We start from the raw sequence: 21603 nt of genomic DNA, 5'->3' as shown, positions 1-21603 counted from the left end.
AGTGAATAGACTATGGCGAAATAGATATTTTTCAAATCGACATCGGTTCGGCATGATGATGGAAAATTTCATCTTGAGAACATACTGATGCCACGCGCTTTGAACGACACCTCTACCGCACTGAACGCCACCAACCTGATGGCATTGCCGCAACGCTTTGGCTGCCCGGTTTGGGCCTATGATGCTGATATTATTTGCCAGCGGATCAACCAGCTACGCCACTTTGACGTGATCCGCTTTGCGCAGAAAGCCTGCTCGAATATTCATATTCTGCGCCTGATGCGCGAGCAGGGTGTGAGAGTGGATTCGGTATCCTTGGGGGAGATCGAACGTGCTTTGCAGGCTGGTTTCGTGCCGGGCGGGGAAGAGATCATTTTTACGGCTGACGTCTTCGATCACGCCACGCTGGCCCGTGTCAGTGAGCTGAAAATCCCGGTGAACGCCGGTTCTGTCGATATGCTGGAGCAGCTTGGCCAGGTTTCGGCCGGTCATCCGGTGTGGCTGCGCGTTAACCCCGGTTTTGGTCATGGTCACAGCCAGAAAACCAATACCGGTGGCGAAAACAGTAAGCACGGTATCTGGTATGCCGACCTGCCGCAGGCGGTGGAAAAAATTCAACAATACGGCCTGAAACTGGTTGGCGTGCATATGCATATTGGTTCCGGCGTTGATTATCAGCACCTGGAGAGCGTGTGCGATGCCATGGTGCAGCAGGTGATTGATCTGGGCCAGGATCTCAGCGCGATTTCTGCCGGTGGCGGGCTTTCGATCCCTTATCAATATGGAGAAGAGGCGATTGATACCGAACACTATTACGGTTTGTGGAACCGCGCCCGCGAGCGCGTGGCCGCACATTTGGGCCATCCGGTGAAACTGGAAATCGAACCGGGGCGTTTCCTGATGGCGGAAGCGGGCGTGCTGGTGGCTGAAGTGCGAGCGGTGAAAGACATGGGCAGCCGCCATTTTGTGCTGGTGGATGCCGGTTTCAACGATCTGATGCGCCCGGCGATGTACGGCAGCTATCACCATATCTCGCTATTACCAGCGGATGGCCGTGATACTGCGGGCCAACCGCAGCGCGATACGGTGATTGCCGGGCCATTGTGTGAATCCGGTGATGTGTTTACCCAACAGGCGGGCGGCGGTATTGAAACCCGCGCATTGCCGCAGGTAGTGGTCGGTGACTATCTGGTGTTCCATGATACCGGGGCTTACGGCTCGTCGATGTCGTCTAACTACAATAGCCGCCCGCTGCTGCCGGAAGTGTTGTTCGAAAACGGCGAACCGCGCCTGATTCGCCGCCGCCAGACTATTGAAGAACTGATCGGTCTGGAACTGATTTAGCCCGCATACGGCCCTGGAACTACGGATTCCCGTAGTTTCAGTTCGCCGGTAAACGGGGTTAACGGCTGCACGCTTTCACCGTTGATCAGGCGGAAAGCCTGCGTGATGGCGGCTTCGATCATCGCATCGATCGGCAGATACACCGTCGATAATGCCGGTTGCAGGTAGGCGGCGCTTGGTTCGTCGTCAAAACCAAACAGCGAAACGTCCTGCGGCAGGCGTTTACCCGCCTGGTTAAGCGCTTTCATTGCGCCAATCGCCATATCATCGTTGCTGGCAAACAGAGCGCTGAACGGCGCGCCGGTGTGCAGCAACGCGTTGCAACTGTGATAGCCCCCCGGCACGCTGCTGTCGCCGTAGGTGACGAGCGCATCAACCAAGCTAATCTGATGATATTCCAAAGCCTGACGATAACCGGCCAGCCGCGCTTGAGCGGTGGGCGTATCGATCGGGCCGGTGATGCAGGCGATTTCGCGATGCCCTTGGCGGATCAGGTAATCCACCACGTTGAAGGCCGCCAGTTGCTGTTCGAAGAACACGCAGCGTTCACGGGCCTGCGGCAGATCGCGATTAATGATCATCACCGGAACCGGCAGGTTTTCCAGCAGCGCCATCAGCGCGCTTTCGCTCATAAAACGGGTATACAGGATAATGGCATCGCAACGGCGATCGGCCAGCAACTGTACCGCTTGCAGTTCATCTTCCGGCGTATCGTGGCCGTCAGTCACAATCAGGTGTTTGCCGCTGGCTTCGATCAGTTTGGCGGCCTGGCGCAGCAGGCGGCCAAAATAGGGGCCATCGAAATTGGACACCACCAGGCCGATGCTGTTGGAGCTTTTATTCGCCAGCGATTGCGCAAGAAAGTTCGGCCGATAGCCCAGTTCATCCATGGCCTTGAACACCGCGTCGCGCGTGCTCTTTTTCACCTGCCCGGTGCCGTTTAACACGCGTGAAACCGTGGCTTTAGAAACCCCCGCGCGAATGGAGACATCCAACATGGTGATCATCAGTGGCTAACCTCTTTCAACGTCCGCTGCGGTAAATAATGCCCAGTCTAGCATAGGGTTATCTTCGGTTGCGTCTTGCATTAGCCGTGGTTTGCACCCTAGCATGAGTAAAAACGCTTTCAGGGGAAACCAGAGTGATTCGTATTGTTCATCTGGCGGATTATCCGCAACATCAGCAACAGGTTATCGACTGGCAATGGCAGGCATTTGGCAGCGATAACAGCCGGGCATTTTTCGCCAGCGTGGTAGAAAGCAGCCTGCGCCATGACGGGTTACCCATCACCTTCATCGCGCTGCTGGATGATAAACCGGTAGGGACCGTGGGTTTATGGCGTTGCGACCTGATCAGCCGCCAGGATCTCACGCCGTGGCTGGCGGCGCTTTACGTTGACGAAAGCCAGCGTGGCAACGGTTTGGGGCTGCAATTGCAGCAGTTTGTGCAGGATTACAGCCAGCAGGCCGGGTTTAGCGAACTGTATCTGTATGCCGAGTTTAGCGGTTATTACGAACGCCACGGCTGGCAGTACATTGGCGATGCGTTGGATTATCCGGATCGCCCGGTACATTTATACCATCGCCGTTTAGGTTAATTAGCTTCGAACACGTTATTGATACTGGCCACCGAATGGCGGCGCACCAGCGTTGGGCTGAACATGTTGGTGATTTCCGGCAGCGGCTGGTGGTTGGCCAAGGCTAACGCCAGTTCGGCGGCCTGAGTAGCCATCGCCACCACCGGATAACGGATGGTGGTCAGGCGCGGGCGCAGGTAGCGTGAGATTAGCACGTCATCAAAACCAATCAGCGACATCTGGCCCGGCACATCAACGCTGTTATCACTCAGCACCGAAAGCGCTCCGGCAGCCATCGGATCGTTATAGCAGGTGACGGCGGTGAAGTTTTTGCCACGCCCCAGCAGCTCGGTCATGGCCTGTTCCCCGCCAATTTCATCCGGTTCACCGTAGGTAATCAGTTTCTCATCCACCGGGATGCCGTGCTCTGCCAGCGCATCCAGATAGCCCTGCAAACGGTCAGCGGCATCGGAAATCTGGTGGGTGGAACAGATAATGGCGATGCGCTGATGCCCTTGCTGGATCAGATGGCGCGTGGCCAGCCAGGCACCGTAGCGATCGTCAAGCGCCACGCAGCGCGTCTCAAACTCCGGCAAGGTCCGATTGATCAGCACCATGCCTGGAATCTGCCGCATCCAGGCGGCCAACTCATCATCGGTCAGCTTCTTGGCATGCACCACCAGCGCGTCACAACGATGGCGCACCAGTTGCTCAATCGCCTGGCGCTCTTTTTCAGCATTGTGGTAACCGTTGCCAATCAGCAGGAAATTATGTGTGGCATAGGCCACCTGCTCTACCGCTTTGACCATGGCACCAAAAAACGGATCGGAAACGTCGGAAACAATCAGGCCAAGGGTTTCTGTCGATTGCTGGGCCAGCGCGCGGGCGTTGGCGTTGGGGTGATATTGCAACTCCTCCATCGCAGCCAGCACCGCAATGCGCGAACCTTCACCGGCTTTGGGGGAGTGATTTATTACGCGAGATACCGTGGCGACGGAAACACCCGCCAGCCTGGCAACATCCTTAATCGTGGCCATATCTGTTAATACTTCCTGGGTAATCGCTTACATTCCTCAGTTTTGCGGAAAAACTCGGGGGCTGCAAGCGCTGGCATGCGTAACTTGTGGCGGCCATTGCAGATATGCGGATTTTATTCTTGCTGCGCCGACAGGAGGGTAACTATTTCAGCGAGTTATTACTGACCAGTGCAGGAAATTTACAGCTGGTTGCATTTAGAGCAGAACTCTTGCGATTCAAGGATAGTTTCTTAATCGACTCCCCTCTAGAGTAGTAGTCCCAGAGGTATTGATTGGTGAGAAATCAACATATTCTGTATGTTGAAGCCATTTTCAATTGCACCAACCTACGCAGATGCGTAGGTTTTTTTTTGCCCGCTATATAGTATCCTTTCCCCACAATGAGTTAAGGCCATCAACCCCCAGGGAGAGTGGGATGATTTATTCTATGTTACGCGCGGTATTTCGTTGGTTGTTCCGGGTACGCGTTGAAGGCGACGCCCGGTATTTAGCACAGCAGAAACTGCTGATTACCCCCAACCACGTTTCCTTTATGGATGGCGCGCTACTGGCGTTATTCCTGCCGATCAAACCGGTGTTTGCCGTCTATTCCAGCATCTCTGAACGCTGGTTTATGCGCTGGCTGAAGCCGTATATCGATTTTGTGCCGTTGGACCCGACCAAACCGATGGCGATTAAGCACCTGGTACGTATGGTTGAGCAGGGCCGACCGATCGTGGTGTTCCCAGAAGGGCGCATCACCGTGACCGGCTCACTGATGAAGGTTTATGACGGCGCGGCGTTTATTGCCGCTAAATCGGGTGCCACGGTGGTGCCGGTACGCATCGACGGCCCAGAGTTCAGCCTGTTTGGCCGCATGGGCGGGGTATTTAAAATCCGTTGGTTCCCGCAGGTCAACATCCATATTTTGCCGCCCACCCATATTCCGATGCCGAACGCGCCCCGCGCCCGTGAACGTCGAGTACTGGCCGGTGACCATCTGCAACAGATTATGATGCAGGCGCGGATGGATACTCGCGAACCACAAACCTTGTTCAGTGCGTTGCTGGCGGCGCAGCAGCGTTATGGCCGCACCAAACCGTGCATTGAAGATGTTGCCTTTAAAGAAGACAGCTATCAGGGGCTTATCAAAAAGGCGCTGGGCGTCAGCCGGATTTTGCAGCGTTTTACCGATCAGGGTGAACATGTTGGCATGCTGTTGCCCAACGCCACCATCACCGCTGCGGCGATTTTTGGTGCCTCGCTGCAAGGCCGAGTACCAGCGATGCTTAACTACACCGCCGGGGCTAACGGGCTGAAAAGCGCGCTGACTGCGGCGACGATCAAAACCATCGTCACCTCGCGCCAGTTTCTGGAAAAAGGCAAGTTAACCCATTTGCCGGAGCAGGTGCCGGAAGCTAATTGGGTGTATCTGGAGGATTTGAAAGATACCGTTACCCTGGCCGATAAACTGTGGATCCTGCGTCATCTGTTCCAGCCGCAGCGGGCGATGGTGCCGCAGCAGCCGGATGATGCGGCGTTGATCCTGTTTACTTCCGGCTCGGAAGGCAACCCGAAAGGCGTGGTGCATTCCCATGCCAGCCTGTTGGCCAACGTGGAGCAGATTCGCACCATTGCGGACTTTACCCCGCGCGATCGCTTTATGTCCTCGCTGCCGCTGTTCCACTCTTTCGGCCTGACGGTGGGGCTGATTACGCCACTGATGACCGGCAGCCGGATTTTCCTCTACCCTAGCCCGCTGCATTACCGCGTGGTGCCGGAACTGGTGTATGACCGTAACTGCACCGTGCTGTTTGGTACCGCAACCTTCCTCAATAACTATGCGCGCTTTGCGCATCCGTATGATTTCGCCCGCCTGCGCTACGTGGTGGCCGGGGCCGAGAAACTGGCGGACAGCACCAAGCAGATTTATCAGGACAAATACGGCATCCGCATTCTGGAAGGTTACGGGGTGACCGAGTGCGCGCCAGTGGTGTCGATCAACGTGCCGATGGCGGCGAAAGTCGGCACCGTGGGCCGCATTATGCCGAAGATGGAAGCTCGCCTAATGACGGTGCCGGGTATCGATCACGGTGGCCGCTTGCAGCTGAAAGGCCCGAACATCATGAAAGGCTACCTGCGCGTTGAGCGCCCAGGCGAACTGGAAGCCCCGGCCGCCGAGGATGAAAACGGCGTCTTGCAGCCGGGCTGGTACGATACCGGCGATATCGTCACGCTGGATGAACAGGGTTACTGCACCATCCGTGGCCGCGTGAAGCGCTTTGCCAAGCTGGCGGGGGAGATGATCTCGCTGGAAAGCGTAGAGCAACTGGCATGGCGTATCGCCCCGGAAGGGCAACATGCGGCAACGGTGAAGAGTGACAGCAGTAAAGGTGAAGCGCTGGTGCTGTTCACCAACGACAGCAGCATTACTCGCGACGCTTTGCTGCGGGTGGCGCGCGAACAGGGCAGCCCGGAGCTGGCGGTGCCGCGTGATATTCGTCTGGTGAAAGCGTTGCCGTTGCTCGGCAGTGGCAAACCGGATTTCGTTACCCTGCGTAAAATGGCTGAACAGCCGGAGAATGTCTGATGAATGCTACTGATTCACCCTTGCTGTCGCGCGGCATGATCGCGGTGATCTGCGCCCAGTTCCTGTCGGCATTCGGTGACAACGCGTTGCTGTTTGCCACCTTGGCGCTGATCAAACAGCAGATGTATCCCGACTGGAGCCAGCCGATACTGCAAATGGCGTTTGTGGCGACCTATATCATTCTTGCACCCTTCGTTGGCCAAGTGGCCGACAGCTTCGCCAAAGGGCGAGTGATGATGGTGGCCAACGGCCTGAAATTGGCCGGTGCGCTGGTGATCTGCTTCGGCCTGAACCCGTTTTTGGGCTATAGCCTGGTTGGCGTGGGGGCAGCGGCGTATTCACCGGCTAAATACGGCATTCTGGGTGAAATCACCAGTGGCGAAAAACTGGTGAAGGCCAACGGCTTGATGGAAGCCTCCACCATTGCCGCGATCCTGGTGGGTTCGGTCGCCGGTGGTTTGCTGGCGGACTGGCATATTGTGGCGGCGCTGGTGGTTTGTGCCGTGGTCTATGGCGCTGCGGTAGTGGCTAACCTGTATATTCCACGGCTGCCTGCGGCGCATAAGGTCACTTCCTGGCATCCGCGTGCTATGGGGCGCAATTTCTTCAATGCCTGCGTGGTGCTGTGGCGTGACGGCCAGACGCGTTTCTCGCTGATCGGCACCAGCCTGTTCTGGGGGGCCGGGGTGACGCTGCGTTTCCTGCTGGTGCTGTGGGTGCCGGTGGCCTTGGGTATCACCGACAACGCGACGCCAACGCTGCTCAATGCCATGGTAGCCATCGGGATCGTGGGCGGCGCTGGTGCTGCGGCGCGTTTTGTTACGCTGGAAACCGTTAAACGCTGTATGCCTGCCGGGATCTTGATTGGTGTCGCGGTGGCGTTCTTCGCCGTACAGACCACCATGTTGAACGCTTATGTGCTGTTACTGGCGATCGGCGTGCTGGGCGGGTTCTTTGTAGTGCCGCTGAATGCGTTGTTGCAGGAGCGTGGCAAGCGCTCGGTCGGTGCAGGCAATGCCATTGCGGTGCAGAATCTGGGTGAGAACACCGCCATGCTGCTGATGCTTGGCCTGTATTCGCTGGTGGTTAAGTTGGGCGTGCCGGTGATCGGGGTTGGGATTGGTTTTGGCGTGGTGTTTGCCTTGGCAATTACCGTGCTGTGGGTTTCTCAGTTCCGCGCAAAATAAAGCGGGGGCGCGTATGCGCCCCTGAATCATTTAGGGTGCAGGGATGGTAAAGCGGGTGTGGATCTCTTCGAGTGCCCGCAAAACGTCCTCCTCCAGAACCACCTCAAAACTGTCGATATTGCTTTTCAACTGTTCCATTGTGGTGGCACCCAGCAGGGTACTGGCAACGAACGGCTGCTGGCGCACAAATGCCAGCGCCATCTGAGCAGGATCAAGGCCGTGTTTCTTCGCCAGTGTGACGTATTCGGCAACGGCCAGTTGGCTTTGTGCAGAAGTGTAGCGGGTGAAGCGGCTGAACAGGGTGTTACGTGCTCCGGCGGGTTTGGCACCGTTGAGGTATTTGCCGGTCAGCGTGCCAAATGCCAGGCTGGAGTATGCCAGCAGCTCAATCCCTTCGTGCTGGCTGATCTCTGCCAAGCCAATCTCAAAGCTGCGGTTCAGCAGGCTGTAGGGGTTCTGGATCGTCACAATGCGTGGCAGTTCGTGTTTTTCCGCCAGTTGCAGGTAACGCATTACACCCCATGGGGTTTCGTTCGAGACGCCGATATAGCGGATTTTACCTGCACGTACCTGCTCGGTTAGCGCTTCCAGGGTCTCCAGCAGCGTAACCGTGGCTTTCTCATCGGTATATTGGTAGTTCAGCTTGCCGAAGCAATTGGTCGGGCGTTGTGGCCAATGCACCTGGTAAAGATCGAGATAATCGGTGTTCAGCCGTTTCAGGCTGGCATCCAGCGCGGCTCGGATGTTTTTGCGATCCAGTGCCTGCTGCGGGCGGATGCTGCTGTCATTGCCCCGTACCGGCCCGGCGATCTTGCTGGCCAGTACGATTTTATCGCGATTGCCGCGCGCCTTGATCCAATTGCCGATGTACTGCTCGGTCAGCCCTTGGGTTTCTGGGCGAGGCGGCACGGGGTACATCTCTGCGGTATCGATCAGGTTGACGCCAGCGGCTAATGCATAATCCAGTTGTGCGTGGGCATCGGCTTCGCTGTTTTGCTCGCCAAAGGTCATGGTGCCCAATCCCAGCACGCTCACTTCCAAAGAACTGTGGGGAATACGATGGTATTGCATTAACGGCCTTCCTTAAATGTTAGCGCTTGCAGACGGTGGAACAAGAAACGGCAGTGAAAACGCCTTTCTCGACTATAACCAAGCCGTGCAGATGGGGGAAGTGGATTATGCCTTGGTACTTGAAACAGCAGGGGAAATCGCGAGGAAACCGGGGCACGGCTGGCGTGCCCCGTTAATCATTAATCAGACGTGCGGTTTTTCTTGCTGCGCATCAGGTTGAGCGCCTCGACCGACATGGAGAAGAACATCGCAAAGTAGATATAGCCTTTCGGTATATGTACTTGGAAACTCTCCAGCATCAGGGTGAAGCCCACCAGAATCAGAAACGCCAGCGCCAGCATTTTTACCGAAGGATGACGGTTGACGAACTCACCAATCGGCCGCGCGGCAAACATCATCACACCGACGGAAATCACCACGGCAGCCATCATAATGAACAGATGGTCAGACAAGCCTACCGCGGTAATCACCGAATCCAGGCTGAAGATAATGTCCAGCAGCATGATTTGCACGATGGCACCAAAGAAGCTGTGTACCTTGGAATGGTGCTGTTCTTCCGAACCTTCGATCGTTTCATGGATCTCTTTGCTGGCCTTCCAGATCAGGAACAGGCCGCCGAGCAGCAGAATCAAATCACGGGCAGAAACGTTGTGACCCATCACGGCAAACAGCGGCTGGGTCAGACTGATCACCCAGGCGATTGAAGCCAACAGCCCCAGACGCATCAGCATCGCGGCAGCCAGGCCGATACGGCGTGCCTTGTTCTGCTGTGCCTTCGGCAGCTTGGCGACCACCAAGGAGAGAAAAATAATGTTATCAATACCCAACACGACCTCAAGAATGGTCAGCGTACCTAACGCTAGCCAAGCATTGGGATCCATAATCCATTCAAACATTGCCCTGAACACCTTAAGAAAAATGAAGCGGGAATTATACGCGTTTATTGAGATGGCGATACGTTAACTTAAACCTTACATCAACATAATAAGGAATAGCCTAGTCGCCTTGGTTATTTTACTTGCAATCTTTAGAAAATGCCCAGTTTCCAGAGTAAAAACTGAGCAACAAAATACACTAGATCGAGAAGTGCCTTGCCAGCAGCGCACCGGTGAAACTTTTTTTCAGGTAGAAACCGCGTGGCAGCGTGAGGATCGGCTGGCCCTGTTCGCCAATGGCTTCGGTTAACGCTTTACTGTTGGCGGCTTTCGGCCGCAGTTGCAGCACTTCACCATGACGGGCGGTAATGCGTTCAACCTGGCCGAGCACGATGAGATCCATCAGTTCTTCCCAATCGCGGCGCAGCATATCCTCTTCTTCCTGATTCGGTTGCCATAACAGCGGTGAACCGATGCGCCGCTGCGCCAGCGGGATCTGCCGTTCGCCTTCCACCGGTATCCACAGCACCCGTGCCAGCTTGTGGCGCACGTGGCTACTCGCCCAGGTCACCCCGCTGTTGCCGGTGAGTGGAGCCACGCAGACAAAGGTGGTTTCCAGCGGTTTACCGGCGGCATCAACCGGAATGGTTTTCAACTCAATGCCCAATTCGGGGAAATCCTGTTCAGGCTTGCTGCCGGACATCGCCCCCAGATACAGCTCCAACAGCATGCCCACCCAGCCTTTATCGCGTTTCAGATCATTGGGAATAGCGATTTGCGCACGCGCGGCCAGTTCACCCAGATTGCAACCGGCCAGCGCCTGTGCGCGTTCAAACAGCTGCTGTTCATTTTCCGGTGGTGGAGGGAGTGGGGATAAAAACGCCATAAATCAAGCCTGTGGGTTCTGGTTAAAAAATGCACTGTATTTGTTCACAACCGAACGCAGCGGAACGAAACCGGGGGAAAGAATAATAGTAGCATGATTTATCATGACTTTTTTCCAAAACGGCGGCGGGGAAAAAATTCCGCTTGGCGCTTGTGCACCTGAAGCCACCGACAATGAACAGGATCTTACACCTATTTATCCACAGATTTTTGGGATAACCCAAATTTTTACCGATCACTGGTTTGATTTACAGCCTTGACGCGGGCACTTTTTTACGAATTTGTCCGTTTTGTGCGTAACTCAGGCGGATAATCTGTGGATAAAATCAACGGTGGTGGATCTTTCGCCAGAGAAGGATCCTTACCGTGCACAGATCACATTTTCATCCTGTACATAAGTGGTTATAAGTATTTAATGTGCTGTTTTTAATTGGGAAATTTTATCATAGAATCATCAGGGATTTTTAGCTCCACGAAGTTTTACCGGCTTATCCCTTGGGTTCTTCACATACCTATCCACAGAAAAAGTGAATAAAACCGCCGTAAAATCGCATCACATGTTTATAACTTTGCCATTATCTGTGAGTTATCCCAATGTTATCCGGTTGGCTGTGCGGCAAAGCAGTGGTTTACCGCCTGTAGCTTGTGTGAAACAATCAGGTTATCTATACGAATTTATGCTTATCGAGGTAGTCCGGTGATCGATGATGATGGCTACCGCCCGAATGTTGGTATCGTAATCTGTAATCGTCAGGGGCAGGTCTTATGGGCCCGCCGTTACGGTCAGCACTCCTGGCAGTTTCCCCAAGGGGGAATAAACCCTGGCGAAACGCCTGAGCAAGCCATGTACCGTGAGCTGTTCGAAGAGGTGGGGTTGAGCAAAAAGGATGTGCGTATTCTGGCCTCAACCCGCAACTGGTTGCGCTATAAATTGCCAAAACGTTTGGTGCGTTGGGACACAAAGCCGGTTTGTATCGGCCAAAAGCAGAAATGGTTTCTGTTGCAACTGATGTGCAACGACGCGGATATCAATATGCAGCGCAGCAGCACGCCGGAGTTTGACGGTTGGCGCTGGGTGAGCTTCTGGTATCCGGTGCGCCAGGTGGTGTCGTTTAAACGCGACGTGTATCGCCGGGTAATGAAAGAATTTGCCGTGACCGTCATGCCAATGCAGGAACTGGCGGCGCAGCGGCAGGCTCCCGTTTATCGCCGAAAGAGAGGTTAAGTCAGCAGACTATGCTCACGCGCTTGCGAGAAATTGTTGAGAAAGTGGCCGCGGCGGCCAATCTGACAGACGCGCTGGATCTTTTGGTCAATGAAACCTGTCTGGCGATGGATACCGAAGTCTGCTCCATTTATCTGGCAGACAACGATCGCCGTTGTTACTACCTGATGGCAACGCGTGGGCTGAAAAAGCCGCGTGGGCGCACCATCGCACTGGCTTTCGATGAAGGCGTGGTCGGGTTGGTCGGGCGCAAGGCGGAGCCGATCAACCTGGCGGATGCACAAAGCCACCCCAGCTTCAAATACGTCCCGCAGGTGAAAGAGGATAAGTTTCGATCCTTCCTCGGTGTACCGATTATCCACCGCCGGCAACTGCTTGGCGTGCTGGTGGTGCAGCAGCGGGAACTGCGCCAGTTTGACGAGAGCGAAGAGTCGTTTCTGGTGACGCTGGCCACGCAGATGGCCGGGATCCTCTCCCAATCACAGCTTAACGCTATTTTTGGCCAATATCGCCAGACGCGTATCCGCGCGCTGGCGGCTTCCCCAGGGGTGGCCGTTGCCGAAGGCTGGCTGGACAGCAGCCAACCTTCGCTCGATCAAGTCTACCAAGCCTCAACGCTGGATATGGTCAGTGAGCGTGAGCGCTTGATGCAGGCTTTAGAAGAGGCCGGTGCGGAGTTCCGCCGTTTCAGCAAGCGCTTCTCTGCCAGTTCGCAGAAAGAGAGCGCGGCGATTTTCGATCTCTATTCCCACCTGCTGAACGATGCCCGCCTCAAACGTGAGCTGTTTGCCGAAATTGACGCCGGTTCGGTGGCCGAATGGGCGGTAAAACAGGTGATCGAAGCCTTTGCCGCACAGTTCGCCACCTTGCAGGATACCTATATGCGTGAGCGCGCCAGCGATCTGCGTGCGCTCGGCCAACGCCTGCTATTCCACCTCGACGATACCACTCAGGGCACCACCCAGTGGCCAGCACGCTTTGTGCTGGTGACCGATGAACTGACCGCGACGCTGTTGGCTGAAGTGCCACCGGATCGTCTGGCGGGCGTGGTGGTGCGCGATGGTGCTGCCAACTCCCATGCGGCGATCCTGGTGCGGGCCATGGGCGTGCCGACGGTGATGGGCGCGGATATCCAACCGGCGCTGCTGGCCCAGCGGATGCTGATTGTTGATGGCTATCGTGGCGAGTTGCTGGTGGATCCTGAACCGGTGTTGGTGCAGGAATATCAGCGCCTGATCAGTGAGGAACAGGAACTCAGCAAGCTGGCGGAAGACGATGTTGAACAACCGGCGCAACTGAAAACCGGTGAGCGGATCCAGGTGATGTTGAACGCTGGCCTCAGCCCGGAGCATGAGCAACTGCTCGGTGGGCGGGTGGACGGCGTTGGTCTGTACCGCACGGAGATCCCGTTCATGCTGCAAAGCGGTTTCCCGTCGGAAGAAGAGCAGGTGTCGCAGTATCAAGGCATGTTGCAGCTTTACCCGAACAAACCGGTCACGCTGCGCACGCTGGATATCGGTTCAGATAAACAGCTGCCTTACATGCCCATCAGCGAAGAGAATCCGTGCCTGGGTTGGCGCGGTATCCGCGTTACCCTGGATCAGCCGGAAATCTTTCTGGTTCAGGTACGTGCCATGCTGCGTGCCAATGCCAGCACTGGCAACCTGGGTATTTTGCTGCCGATGATCACCAGCCTGGAAGAGATCGACGAGGCAAAACGCCTGATCGATCGCGCCGGGCGTGAAGTGGAAGAAGTGTTGGGGTATGACCTCCCCAAACCCAGGATCGGCGTGATGCTGGAAGTGCCGTCAATGATTTTCCTGATCCCTTACCTGGCCGGGCGCGTTGATTTTATCTCGGTAGGCACCAACGATCTGACCCAGTATCTGCTGGCGGTAGACCGCAATAACACCCGCGTAGCGTTACTCTACGATAGCCTGCATCCTGCCATGTTACAGGTGTTGAAGCTGATCATCGATCAGGGTTCAGTTGCCGGGCTGCAAGTCAGCCTGTGTGGCGAACTGGCGGGCGATCCGATGGGGGCTTTGCTGCTGGTGGGGATGGGATACCGCAATCTGAGTATGAACGGGCGCAGCGTGGCGCGTATCAAATATCTGCTGCGCAATATTGAGCTATCTGATGCAGAAGGGCTGGTTCAGCGAGTTCTGAGTGCTCAAATGACCACCGAAGTGCGCCATCAGGTGGCAGCGTTTATGGAGCGGCGCGGGATGGGCGGGTTGATTCGCGGTGGTCGTTGAGTGGTGACTTTTTTACAGAACTTTTCCCTGTAGCCAAGCCCGAACGCCGTTAAGCCTATGTTATGATGCGCAGCTTGGCTGCAATTCGAAGTCTATCGGGAAGCCCCGATAGCGCGTTTGGCACCTGCCGCCCCCAAATGGGGAAAAATAATAGACATGTTGTGGTGATAGATGAGCACTAGCTATCTGGCGTTTCCTGAATTTGATCCGGTGATTTTCTCTATCGGCCCGGTCTCCTTGCACTGGTACGGCCTGATGTATCTGGTCGGTTTTATTTTTGCCATGTGGCTGGCATCACGCCGCGCCAGCAAGCCCGGCAGCGGCTGGACCAAAGACGAAGCGGAAAACATGCTGTACGCCGGTTTTCTGGGCGTCTTTATCGGTGGTCGCGTAGGTTACGTGCTGTTCTACAACCTGCCGCTGTTCCTGGATAACCCACTCTACTTATTCAAGGTCTGGGATGGTGGCATGTCATTCCACGGTGGCCTGCTGGGGGTGATCCTGGTGATGCTGTGGTTCGCTCATCGGACTAAACGCACCTTTTTCCAGGTTTCTGATTTTATTGCACCGCTGATCCCGTTTGGCCTGGGCGCTGGCCGTTTGGGCAACTTCATCAACGGCGAACTGTGGGGGCGAGTGACCACTAACACGCCTTGGGCCATGCTGTTCCCCGGCTCTCGCACCGAAGACATCGTCATTGCCGCCGCCGATCCGAGTTTGTTACCGATACTGAACCAGTACGGTGTACTGCCGCGCCATCCGTCGCAACTGTATGAAATGGTGCTGGAAGGCGTGGTGCTGTTTATCATTCTGAACCTGTTTATCCGCAAGCCGCGCCCGATGGGGGCCGTTTCTGGCCTGTTCCTGATTGGCTATGGCGTATTCCGCATTATCGTTGAAGCGTTCCGCCAGCCGGATGCCCAGCTTGGCCTGTTTGACGGCATTGTCAGCATGGGGCAAATCCTGTCCGTGCCGATGGTCGTAGTCGGTATCATTGTGATGATCTGGGCGTATCGTCGTCGCCCGCAGCAACAACTGTCGTGAGGAAAAATGAAACAGTATCTGGATTTGATGAACAAAGTGCTCGCCGAGGGTACCCCTAAAGCCGATCGTACCGGCACTGGTACGGTGTCGATTTTCGGCCACCAGATGCGTTTCAACCTGCAAGAAGGGTTTCCGTTGGTGACCACCAAAAAATGTCACCTGCGCTCGATCATTCATGAACTGCTGTGGTTCCTGAACGGCGAAACTAATGTCGCTTATCTGCGTGAAAATAAGGTCACGATCTGGGACGAGTGGGCCGATGAGAATGGCGATCTTGGTCCGGTTTATGGCAAGCAATGGCGCGCCTGGGGCGCAGCGGATGGCCGCCAGATCGATCAGCTCAGCAACGTGTTGCAGCAGTTGAAGCAAGACCCAAACTCACGCCGCATTATCGTTTCTGCATGGAACGTTGGTGAACTGGATCAGATGGCGTTGGCACCGTGCCATGCCTTCTTCCAGTTCTACGTGGCCGACGGTAAGCTCTCTTGCCAGCTGTATCAGCGTTCTTGTGATGTGTTCCTTGGCCTGCCGTTCAACATTGCCAGCTATGCGTTGCTGGTGCATATGATGGCGCAGCAGTGCGATCTCGAAGTGGGTGATTTTGTCTGGACCGGTGGTGACACCCATCTTTACAGCAATCACATGGATCAGACCCAACTGCAATTGACGCGTGAGCCGCGTACGCTGCCGAAGCTGGTGATTAAACGTAAGCCAGAGTCACTGTTTGACTATCGTTTCGAAGACTTCGAGATTGAAGGTTACGATCCGCATCCGGCGATCAAAGCACCTGTTGCCATCTAATATCCTTTGATAGCTAAAAGGGCTCAGTTGATTAATGACTGAGCCCTTATTCTTTTCATCACTCCCTCCCTACTTTGCCAGCAATGCGAAGCCGCGCGCATTTCTTGCTGTTTGCTTGATAGATGCATAAAAACTTTGCGTAGCATTTTCCAGCCTGAGTAAAGGTTTAAGCAGCCGACAATCTGGCGCATTACACTCGCCCCATGAACAGATACCCATGCAGCCATGGCCGCTACCAGCAAGGCTTATCGCTGATTGAACTGCTGGTGGTGATGCTGCTGGCTGGCACCTTGACCTCTTGGGGTATCAGCCAGTGGCATCTTTATCAACAGGCACTGCGGCTGGAACAGACGGCCCAGCAACTGCTGGCTTTTCTGACGCGCCTGCAGGCCGATGCCAACTGGCGTAATCGCAATGCTTTGCTGTGGTTCAAGCAGGGTGAGCCTTGGTGTATCGGCAGCGAAACCGCAGCGACTCGTTGCACCTCTGCGGTTGGCTGGGTGTTCACTCCGGCCTACACCGATGTGCAATTACAGGATTTCACTCAAAAAGAGATAGGTTTTTATGGGTTGCGTAACAATGCTCAGGCCGGGCATATCCTGCTGGCCAACGGAGCAGGCCGCATACGCCTGGTGCTGTCTGCCAAAGGGCGCCTGCGGCTATGCAGCGAAGAAACGGTGATTCGAGGTGTGGCCCTATGTCAGCCTTAGAACAAGGCTTTACCTTGCCTGAAGTGATGTTGGCAATGACGTTTGGCAGCCTGATTGCGTTGGGTGCGGCCAAGACTTTGCCGGTCCTGCGCCAGCAAACTACCGACGTGGGCCGCTATTACCGCTTGGAACAGGTACTGCGTCAGTTGGCTTTCGGTATTGAGAAAGACCTGCGCCGTGCCGGATTTTGCGCCGGGCAGTGCCAAGGACGGGCATTATTGATCGGCAATGCCGAAGGCGAAGCTCCAGGCAGCTGTGTGATTGTCGCCTATGACCTTAATCGTAATGGTCAGTGGGAAAATGCGGGTGATGTGGAGTATTTCGGCTATCGCCTGCGAGCAGGAACTCTGGAAGGGCAGCGTGGTGTGACCCAATGCCGCGGCAACGGTTGGGAACGCCTGCACGATCCGGAAGAGGTGCGTATTAACACTTTCTCCGTCAGCGAGATTACAGGGGATAGCGGCAAGTCTCTGGTGTTATTCAGCCTCGGAGGGCGTTCAACGGTGCGGGAAAATATTCAGCAGCGCCTGGAATGGGTTGTCAGTATGGAGGCACTCTGAACATGCAGACACAACAGGGTGGCAGCACGCTGGCGGCGGTAATGTTGCTACTGGTGATGGGCTTGATGCTGCTCAATGCCCAACAGCGGCAACTGGACAGTGCCTTGTTGCTGGCGGTCGATCAGCAGCGTTATCTGCGCGCCTACAATCAGGCAGTTTCCGCCTTGAACTGGGGGCTGGTGCAGCAGTGGCCGCGTGAACAACTGACCGCAACCCGATGGTACTGCCAGCCGTTACCTACCGATGCTCTGCAAGCCTGTGCCCGGCGTTCATCCCGTGCCGGTATCGTGGTGGTGCGCGGAGCTGGGGTGATTGCCAATGCTGAACCGTTGTGGCTCTACCAACTGGCCAGTGAAACCAATACGGTGGGGGATGTTGCGCTACAAGCGGAAAAAGGTGGCTGGCTGGATTTTTGCCCCGAGAAGAAAGAGAGTGATTGTGCCGATTAAACACGCCAACGCGCATTCTCAGCAGGGATTCAGCCTGCCGGAAGTATTGATCGCAGCATTGTTATTCGCGGTCTCTCTATTGGGGCTGTTACAATATCATCAGGTTTTGTTGCAGGCTTTTCAGCGGCAATGGCAATACCAGCAGGCCTGGTCGTTGGCGCATCACCAATTGGAAATGTTTAACGCCGGGACGATAACGCAGGATAACGCCTTACCGTTACCTCCCAACTGGCAGCGCGAAATGGAAACCCGGACGGCGGAAGCGCCTTGCCTGCGGCGAACGGTAAAAATACAAACACCACTGCGGCAGCAGGTTGAACTCAGCCGATGGTATTGCATCGGGCAGTAATCAGTACGAAATACCGGCTGGTATTTCAGACTGCGGACAAAGCCAGATATTAGGGAGAGCGTGCCGAAGGGGTCGTAGCGGCGTAAGCCGCCGGAGCGCCCCTCGGTGCGCTAGGCCCGAGTATCTCGGGCTTAAAAACCACTTTGTCATCAACCTCAAATACCGGCTGGGTATCTATTCGGTTTAAAGGAGCAGCATGTTTAGGGTCTATCACTCCAATCAGTTGGATTTACTGAAAACGCTGACCAGTACGTTGATAACCAGAGAACCCTTGGCCGATCCTTTTCAGCAGGAAGTGGTGTTGGTACAAAGCCCCGGTATGGCGCAGTGGCTGCAAATGCAATTGGCAGAACAATTGGGGATCGCCGCAAATATCGCTTTCCCGCTGCCTGCCACCTTTATCTGGGATATGTTCACTAAGGTTTTGCCAGGGATCCCAAAAGAGAGCGCCTTCAGCAAAGATGCCATGACCTGGAAGCTGATGTGGCTGCTGCCTGAGATGCTGGTGTTGCCCGAGTTTGCACCGCTGCAACATTACCTTACCGACGACGGCGACAAGCGCAAGATCCACCAGCTTGCCGGTAGAGTGGCGGATCTGTTTGACCAATATCTGGTTTATCGTCCGCAGTGGCTGGAAAGCTGGCAGCGCCAGGAACTGATCGACGGGTTAGCGGAGGCTCAACCATGGCAGGCTGCCTTGTGGCGCAGACTGGTTGAGTACACGGATGAACTGGGGCAGGAGAAATGGCATCGCGCCAATTTATACCGCCGTTTTATCAGCGATCTAGAAAACGCCGAGCAATGCCCGGCTGGCTTGCCACCCCGAGTGTTTATCTGCGGCATTTCAGCCTTGCCACCGGTCTATCTGGAGGCGTTGCAGGCGCTCGGCAAGCACATTGATATCCACCTGATGTTTACCAATCCCTGCCGTTATTACTGGGGGGATATTCAGGACTATGCGTTTCTTGCTCGCCTGCAAAGCCGCAAACGTCGCCACTACCATCAGGCACAAGAACAGGGGCTATTTCGCCAGCCAGAACAGGCCGCGCAGTTGTTTGATGCCGAAGGTGAGCAGCAACTGAGCAATCCGCTGCTCGCTTCATGGGGCAAACTGGGGCGTGACCATCTGTATTTGCTTTCGCAGATGGATGCAGTACAGGAAATTGATGCCTTTGTTGATATTCCGCCAGACGGCCTGCTGCATGCCATTCAGCACGACATGCTAGAGCTGGAAGATCACACGGTGATCGGCACCACGTTGGAAACGTTTGAGCACAGTGGCAATAAACGGCGGTTGGATCCGCAGGATCGTTCTCTCAGCCTGCATGCCTGCCACAGCCCGCAGCGTGAAGTTGAAGTGCTGCACGATCAACTGCTGACCATGCTGGCCGAAGATCCCCAACTGACAGCGCGCGATATTATCGTGATGGTGGCGGATATCGACAGCTATACCCCCTATATTCAGGCGGTCTTCGGCAATGCGTCTGCTGAGCGCTACCTGCCGTTTGCCATCTCTGATCGCAAGGCCAGCCAGGCACATCCCGCTTTACAGGCTTTTATCTCATTGCTCGATTTGCCACAGAGCCGCTTTACCTCAGAGCAGGTATTGGCACTGTTGGAAGTGCCTGCGTTGGCCGCCCGTTTTTCCATTCAGGAAGAGGGGTTGCGCCTGCTGCGCCATTGGACGGGGGAAGCGGGCGTGCGTTGGGGATTGGACGACGACAACGTGCGTGAACTGGCCTTACCGGCAACCGGTCAGCATACCTGGCGGTTTGGCATTACCCGTATGTTGCTGGGATATGCAATGGACAGTAATGCGGGTGATTGGCAAGGGGTATTGCCGTATGACGAATCCAGCGGGCTGGTAGCCGAACTGGCCGGGCAACTGGCCGATCTGCTGTCTCAGCTCAGCGATTGGCGCAAGCTCCTGAGTGAGGAGCGATCGCTGGCCGAATGGCTACCACTGTGCCGTCGCTTGCTTGATAGCTTCTTTAAGACGGACAGTGAAACGGAAGAAGCATTAGCGCTGATTGAACGGGACTGGTTGAAGATCATCGAGTACGGGTTATCGGCTCGCTATCCCGATACCGTACCCTTGACGCTGCTGCGCAATGAATTGGTGGCTCGGCTCGATCAGCAACGTATCAGCCAGCGTTTTCTGGCCGGGCAGATCAACTTCTGTACCTTGATGCCGATGCGTTCCATTCCGTTCAAGGTGGTCTGCCTGCTGGGGATGAACGATGGAGTTTATCCACGTACTTTACCGCCATTGGGTTTTGACCTGATGGCTCAACAGGTCAAACGTGGCGATCGCAGCCGCCGTGACGATGACCGATATCTGTTCCTGGAGGCGCTCCTCTCGGCCCAACAGCGGCTCTATATCAGCTTTATTGGTCGTTCGATTCAGGATAATAGCGAGCGCTATCCGTCGGTGCTGGTTACTGAACTGCTGGAGTACCTGGAGCAGAGCTATTGTTTACCGGGTGATGAGGCCTGTAATGCAGACGTCAGTGCGCATCGGGTAGGCAAACATTTACTTAGGTGGCACCCTCGCATGCCGTTTGCTGCCGAAAACTTCCTGCCGGGGAGTGAAGCACAAAGCTATGCCGCAGAGTGGCTGCCAGCGGCAGATGGCCGTGGGGCTGCCTATCCGGCGTTTAATCAACCATTGCTGGTTGAAGAGAAAACACAAATTTCGCTGGATGGGTTGCTGCGCTTCTATCGCCATCCAATACGGGCGTTTTTTCAATTGCGCCTCGGCGTCAACTTCATTCTGGAAGAGACCGAACTGCCGGAGGAAGAACCCTTTATTCTGGATAACCTCAGCCGCTATCAATTCAACAGCCAACTGCTGAATACTATGATAGAGCAAGAAGATACAGCGCGGTTATTCCAGCGGGTGCGTGCGTCTGGTGGTTTACCCTATGGGGCATTTGGTGAGATCTACTGGCAAACTCAGCAGGAAGAGATGAGCGAACTGGCTGAACGGGTACGCAATGAGCGGCAGGAAAACAGCAGCCTGGAATTGGATATTGACGTTGCGGGCATACGTATCAGTGGTTGGCTGCATCAAGTCCAACAGGATGGCCTGCTGCGTTGGCGGCCAGCCACGCTTTCGGCGGTAGATGGTATTTTGCTTTGGTTGGAACACCTGGTGTATTGCTGTGCTGGTGGCACGGGAACCAGTCGCATGTTCGGGCGCAAGAATTCTATCTGGCGTTTTGCGGCACTTTCCGCCGGGGAAGCCCATGACCAGTTGGCCGAACTGGTTGCCGGTTATCAGCGTGGCTTGTCACAACCCTTGATGTTGTTAAACAAAAGTGGTTGGGCGTGGTTGAGCCAGTGTTATCAGGCGGAAACGCAGCAGATTGACTGGGCTGAAGAGGTGCAAATCAAAGCGCGCGCCAAGCTGCTGCAAACCTGGCAGGGGGATCAGCGGATACCGGGGGAAGGGGCCGATCCCTATATCCAGCGCGTTTTCCGGCAAATGGATAATGCCTGCCTTGAACAAATTTTGCACGAAACGGAGCGTTATCTGTTGCCGGTGGCGCGTAATAACCTTGGGTAACAATCCTTCGGTGGTACTGATTAGTGGGAGATGATAAAAAATAGCGAGGTTTATATTTAACCATTTGAGTTGTCTCTGGTCTTACATGGCGTACC

19 protein-coding genes are annotated in these 21603 nt (G+C 55.3%); 14 read left to right on the top strand and 5 right to left on the bottom strand.

Features of this window, described 5'->3' with window-relative positions; genetic code table 11:
* The first annotated feature begins 87 nt into the window (after positions 1-87).
* Complete coding sequence (gene lysA, locus ACX9GT_RS19940; RefSeq protein WP_473188374.1) at positions 88-1344, top strand: diaminopimelate decarboxylase; 1257 nt, start codon at positions 88-90, stop codon at positions 1342-1344.
* On the opposite strand, the gene ACX9GT_RS19935 is transcribed toward lysA, so the two are convergent.
* Positions 1341-2351: a LacI family DNA-binding transcriptional regulator gene (locus tag ACX9GT_RS19935; protein ID WP_473188373.1), complete on the bottom strand. Its 1011-nt coding sequence runs from the start codon at positions 2349-2351 to the stop codon at positions 1341-1343. The genes lysA and ACX9GT_RS19935 overlap by 4 nt on opposite strands.
* Positions 2352-2485: 134 nt before the next feature.
* Here ACX9GT_RS19935 and ACX9GT_RS19930 point away from each other — a divergent pair, with 134 nt between their 5' ends.
* Positions 2486-2941, top strand: a complete 456-nt coding sequence (locus ACX9GT_RS19930) for a GNAT family N-acetyltransferase (protein WP_473188372.1) — start codon at positions 2486-2488, stop codon at positions 2939-2941.
* On the opposite strand, the gene galR is transcribed toward ACX9GT_RS19930, so the two are convergent.
* The gene (galR, locus tag ACX9GT_RS19925) at positions 2938-3957 is read right to left on the bottom strand and encodes an HTH-type transcriptional regulator GalR (protein ID WP_473188371.1); all 1020 of its coding nucleotides are present in this window, start codon (positions 3955-3957) and stop codon (positions 2938-2940) included. The genes ACX9GT_RS19930 and galR overlap by 4 nt on opposite strands.
* A gap of 415 nt (positions 3958-4372) precedes the next feature.
* On the opposite strand from galR, the gene aas reads away from it, so the two are divergent.
* Together aas and lplT are read left to right on the top strand one after the other, a co-directional pair.
* Entirely contained in the window at positions 4373-6526 is a 2154-nt protein-coding gene (gene aas / locus ACX9GT_RS19920) for a bifunctional acyl-ACP--phospholipid O-acyltransferase/long-chain-fatty-acid--ACP ligase (RefSeq protein ID WP_473188370.1), read from the top strand.
* Positions 6526-7713 carry a lysophospholipid transporter LplT gene (gene lplT / locus ACX9GT_RS19915; protein WP_459401507.1) on the top strand — a complete coding sequence of 396 codons (1188 nt, stop codon included), beginning with the start codon at positions 6526-6528 and terminating at the stop codon, positions 7711-7713. Before aas ends, lplT begins: the two co-directional genes overlap by 1 nt.
* A gap of 30 nt (positions 7714-7743) precedes the next feature.
* On the opposite strand, the gene ACX9GT_RS19910 is transcribed toward lplT, so the two are convergent.
* The 3 genes from ACX9GT_RS19910 to mutH all read right to left on the bottom strand — a co-directional run bounded on the left by ACX9GT_RS19910 (position 7744) and on the right by mutH (position 10545).
* The gene (locus ACX9GT_RS19910) at positions 7744-8784 is read right to left on the bottom strand and encodes an NADP(H)-dependent aldo-keto reductase (protein WP_473188369.1); all 1041 of its coding nucleotides are present in this window, start codon (positions 8782-8784) and stop codon (positions 7744-7746) included.
* Positions 8785-8963: 179 nt separating this feature from the next.
* Complete coding sequence (locus ACX9GT_RS19905; protein WP_473188368.1) at positions 8964-9680, bottom strand: TerC family protein; 717 nt, start codon at positions 9678-9680, stop codon at positions 8964-8966.
* Positions 9681-9858: 178 nt separating this feature from the next.
* On the bottom strand, positions 9859-10545 hold the full coding sequence (gene mutH, locus ACX9GT_RS19900; protein WP_473188367.1) for a DNA mismatch repair endonuclease MutH: 687 nt from the start codon (positions 10543-10545) through the stop codon (positions 9859-9861).
* Positions 10546-10648: 103 nt separating this feature from the next.
* Between mutH and ACX9GT_RS19895 the strand changes: the two genes are divergently transcribed.
* From ACX9GT_RS19895 to recC, 10 genes are all read left to right on the top strand, one after another.
* Positions 10649-10804: a hypothetical protein gene (locus ACX9GT_RS19895; protein WP_473188366.1), complete on the top strand. Its 156-nt coding sequence runs from the start codon at positions 10649-10651 to the stop codon at positions 10802-10804.
* 437 nt (positions 10805-11241) lie between these two features.
* A complete protein-coding gene (gene rppH / locus ACX9GT_RS19890) occupies positions 11242-11769 on the top strand; it encodes an RNA pyrophosphohydrolase (protein WP_473188365.1) in 528 nt (175 codons plus the stop codon).
* An 11-nt stretch (positions 11770-11780) separates the two neighbouring features.
* Positions 11781-14027, top strand: coding sequence for a phosphoenolpyruvate--protein phosphotransferase (gene ptsP / locus ACX9GT_RS19885; protein ID WP_473188364.1), 2247 nt, complete (start codon positions 11781-11783; stop codon positions 14025-14027).
* A gap of 171 nt (positions 14028-14198) precedes the next feature.
* Positions 14199-15071 (top strand): prolipoprotein diacylglyceryl transferase, encoded by an 873-nt coding sequence (gene lgt / locus ACX9GT_RS19880; protein ID WP_473188363.1) that lies wholly within the window; start codon positions 14199-14201, stop codon positions 15069-15071.
* A gap of 6 nt (positions 15072-15077) precedes the next feature.
* The gene (gene thyA, locus ACX9GT_RS19875; protein WP_473188362.1) at positions 15078-15872 is read left to right on the top strand and encodes a thymidylate synthase; all 795 of its coding nucleotides are present in this window, start codon (positions 15078-15080) and stop codon (positions 15870-15872) included.
* A gap of 203 nt (positions 15873-16075) precedes the next feature.
* Complete coding sequence (locus ACX9GT_RS19870; RefSeq protein ID WP_473188361.1) at positions 16076-16582, top strand: prepilin peptidase-dependent protein; 507 nt, start codon at positions 16076-16078, stop codon at positions 16580-16582.
* A complete protein-coding gene (locus tag ACX9GT_RS19865) occupies positions 16570-17142 on the top strand; it encodes a prepilin peptidase-dependent protein (protein WP_473188360.1) in 573 nt (190 codons plus the stop codon). Before ACX9GT_RS19870 ends, ACX9GT_RS19865 begins: the two co-directional genes overlap by 13 nt.
* The gene (locus tag ACX9GT_RS19860) at positions 17139-17591 is read left to right on the top strand and encodes a YgdB family protein (RefSeq protein ID WP_473191645.1); all 453 of its coding nucleotides are present in this window, start codon (positions 17139-17141) and stop codon (positions 17589-17591) included. The genes ACX9GT_RS19865 and ACX9GT_RS19860 overlap by 4 nt, the downstream gene beginning before the upstream one ends.
* Entirely contained in the window at positions 17581-17940 is a 360-nt protein-coding gene (locus ACX9GT_RS19855; protein WP_473188359.1) for a prepilin-type N-terminal cleavage/methylation domain-containing protein, read from the top strand. Before ACX9GT_RS19860 ends, ACX9GT_RS19855 begins: the two co-directional genes overlap by 11 nt.
* Before the next feature lie 196 nt (positions 17941-18136).
* Positions 18137-21508, top strand: a complete 3372-nt coding sequence (gene recC / locus ACX9GT_RS19850; protein WP_473188358.1) for an exodeoxyribonuclease V subunit gamma — start codon at positions 18137-18139, stop codon at positions 21506-21508.
* Positions 21509-21603 lie beyond the last annotated feature (95 nt).

It is taken from the genome of Serratia sp. YWN4, from assembly GCF_055790845.1.
Note: the sequence above shows the minus strand (reverse complement) of the source record. Positions and strands in the feature narration are given on the sequence as shown.

Coding starts and splice junctions, on each gene's coding strand:
- ACX9GT_RS19895 (WP_473188366.1), top strand. CDS start 10,649: ATGACTTTTTTCCAAAACGGCGGCGGGGAAAAAATTCCGCTTGGCGCT.
- ACX9GT_RS19910 (WP_473188369.1), bottom strand. CDS start 8,784: ATGCAATACCATCGTATTCCCCACAGTTCTTTGGAAGTGAGCGTGCTG.
- lplT (WP_459401507.1), top strand. CDS start 6,526: ATGAATGCTACTGATTCACCCTTGCTGTCGCGCGGCATGATCGCGGTG.
- ACX9GT_RS19865 (WP_473188360.1), top strand. CDS start 16,570: ATGTCAGCCTTAGAACAAGGCTTTACCTTGCCTGAAGTGATGTTGGCA.
- aas (WP_473188370.1), top strand. CDS start 4,373: ATGATTTATTCTATGTTACGCGCGGTATTTCGTTGGTTGTTCCGGGTA.
- thyA (WP_473188362.1), top strand. CDS start 15,078: ATGAAACAGTATCTGGATTTGATGAACAAAGTGCTCGCCGAGGGTACC.
- mutH (WP_473188367.1), bottom strand. CDS start 10,545: ATGGCGTTTTTATCCCCACTCCCTCCACCACCGGAAAATGAACAGCAG.
- ACX9GT_RS19905 (WP_473188368.1), bottom strand. CDS start 9,680: ATGTTTGAATGGATTATGGATCCCAATGCTTGGCTAGCGTTAGGTACG.
- ACX9GT_RS19935 (WP_473188373.1), bottom strand. CDS start 2,351: ATGATCACCATGTTGGATGTCTCCATTCGCGCGGGGGTTTCTAAAGCC.
- ptsP (WP_473188364.1), top strand. CDS start 11,781: ATGCTCACGCGCTTGCGAGAAATTGTTGAGAAAGTGGCCGCGGCGGCC.
- lysA (WP_473188374.1), top strand. CDS start 88: ATGCCACGCGCTTTGAACGACACCTCTACCGCACTGAACGCCACCAAC.
- ACX9GT_RS19870 (WP_473188361.1), top strand. CDS start 16,076: ATGAACAGATACCCATGCAGCCATGGCCGCTACCAGCAAGGCTTATCG.
- recC (WP_473188358.1), top strand. CDS start 18,137: ATGTTTAGGGTCTATCACTCCAATCAGTTGGATTTACTGAAAACGCTG.
- lgt (WP_473188363.1), top strand. CDS start 14,199: ATGAGCACTAGCTATCTGGCGTTTCCTGAATTTGATCCGGTGATTTTC.
- galR (WP_473188371.1), bottom strand. CDS start 3,957: ATGGCCACGATTAAGGATGTTGCCAGGCTGGCGGGTGTTTCCGTCGCC.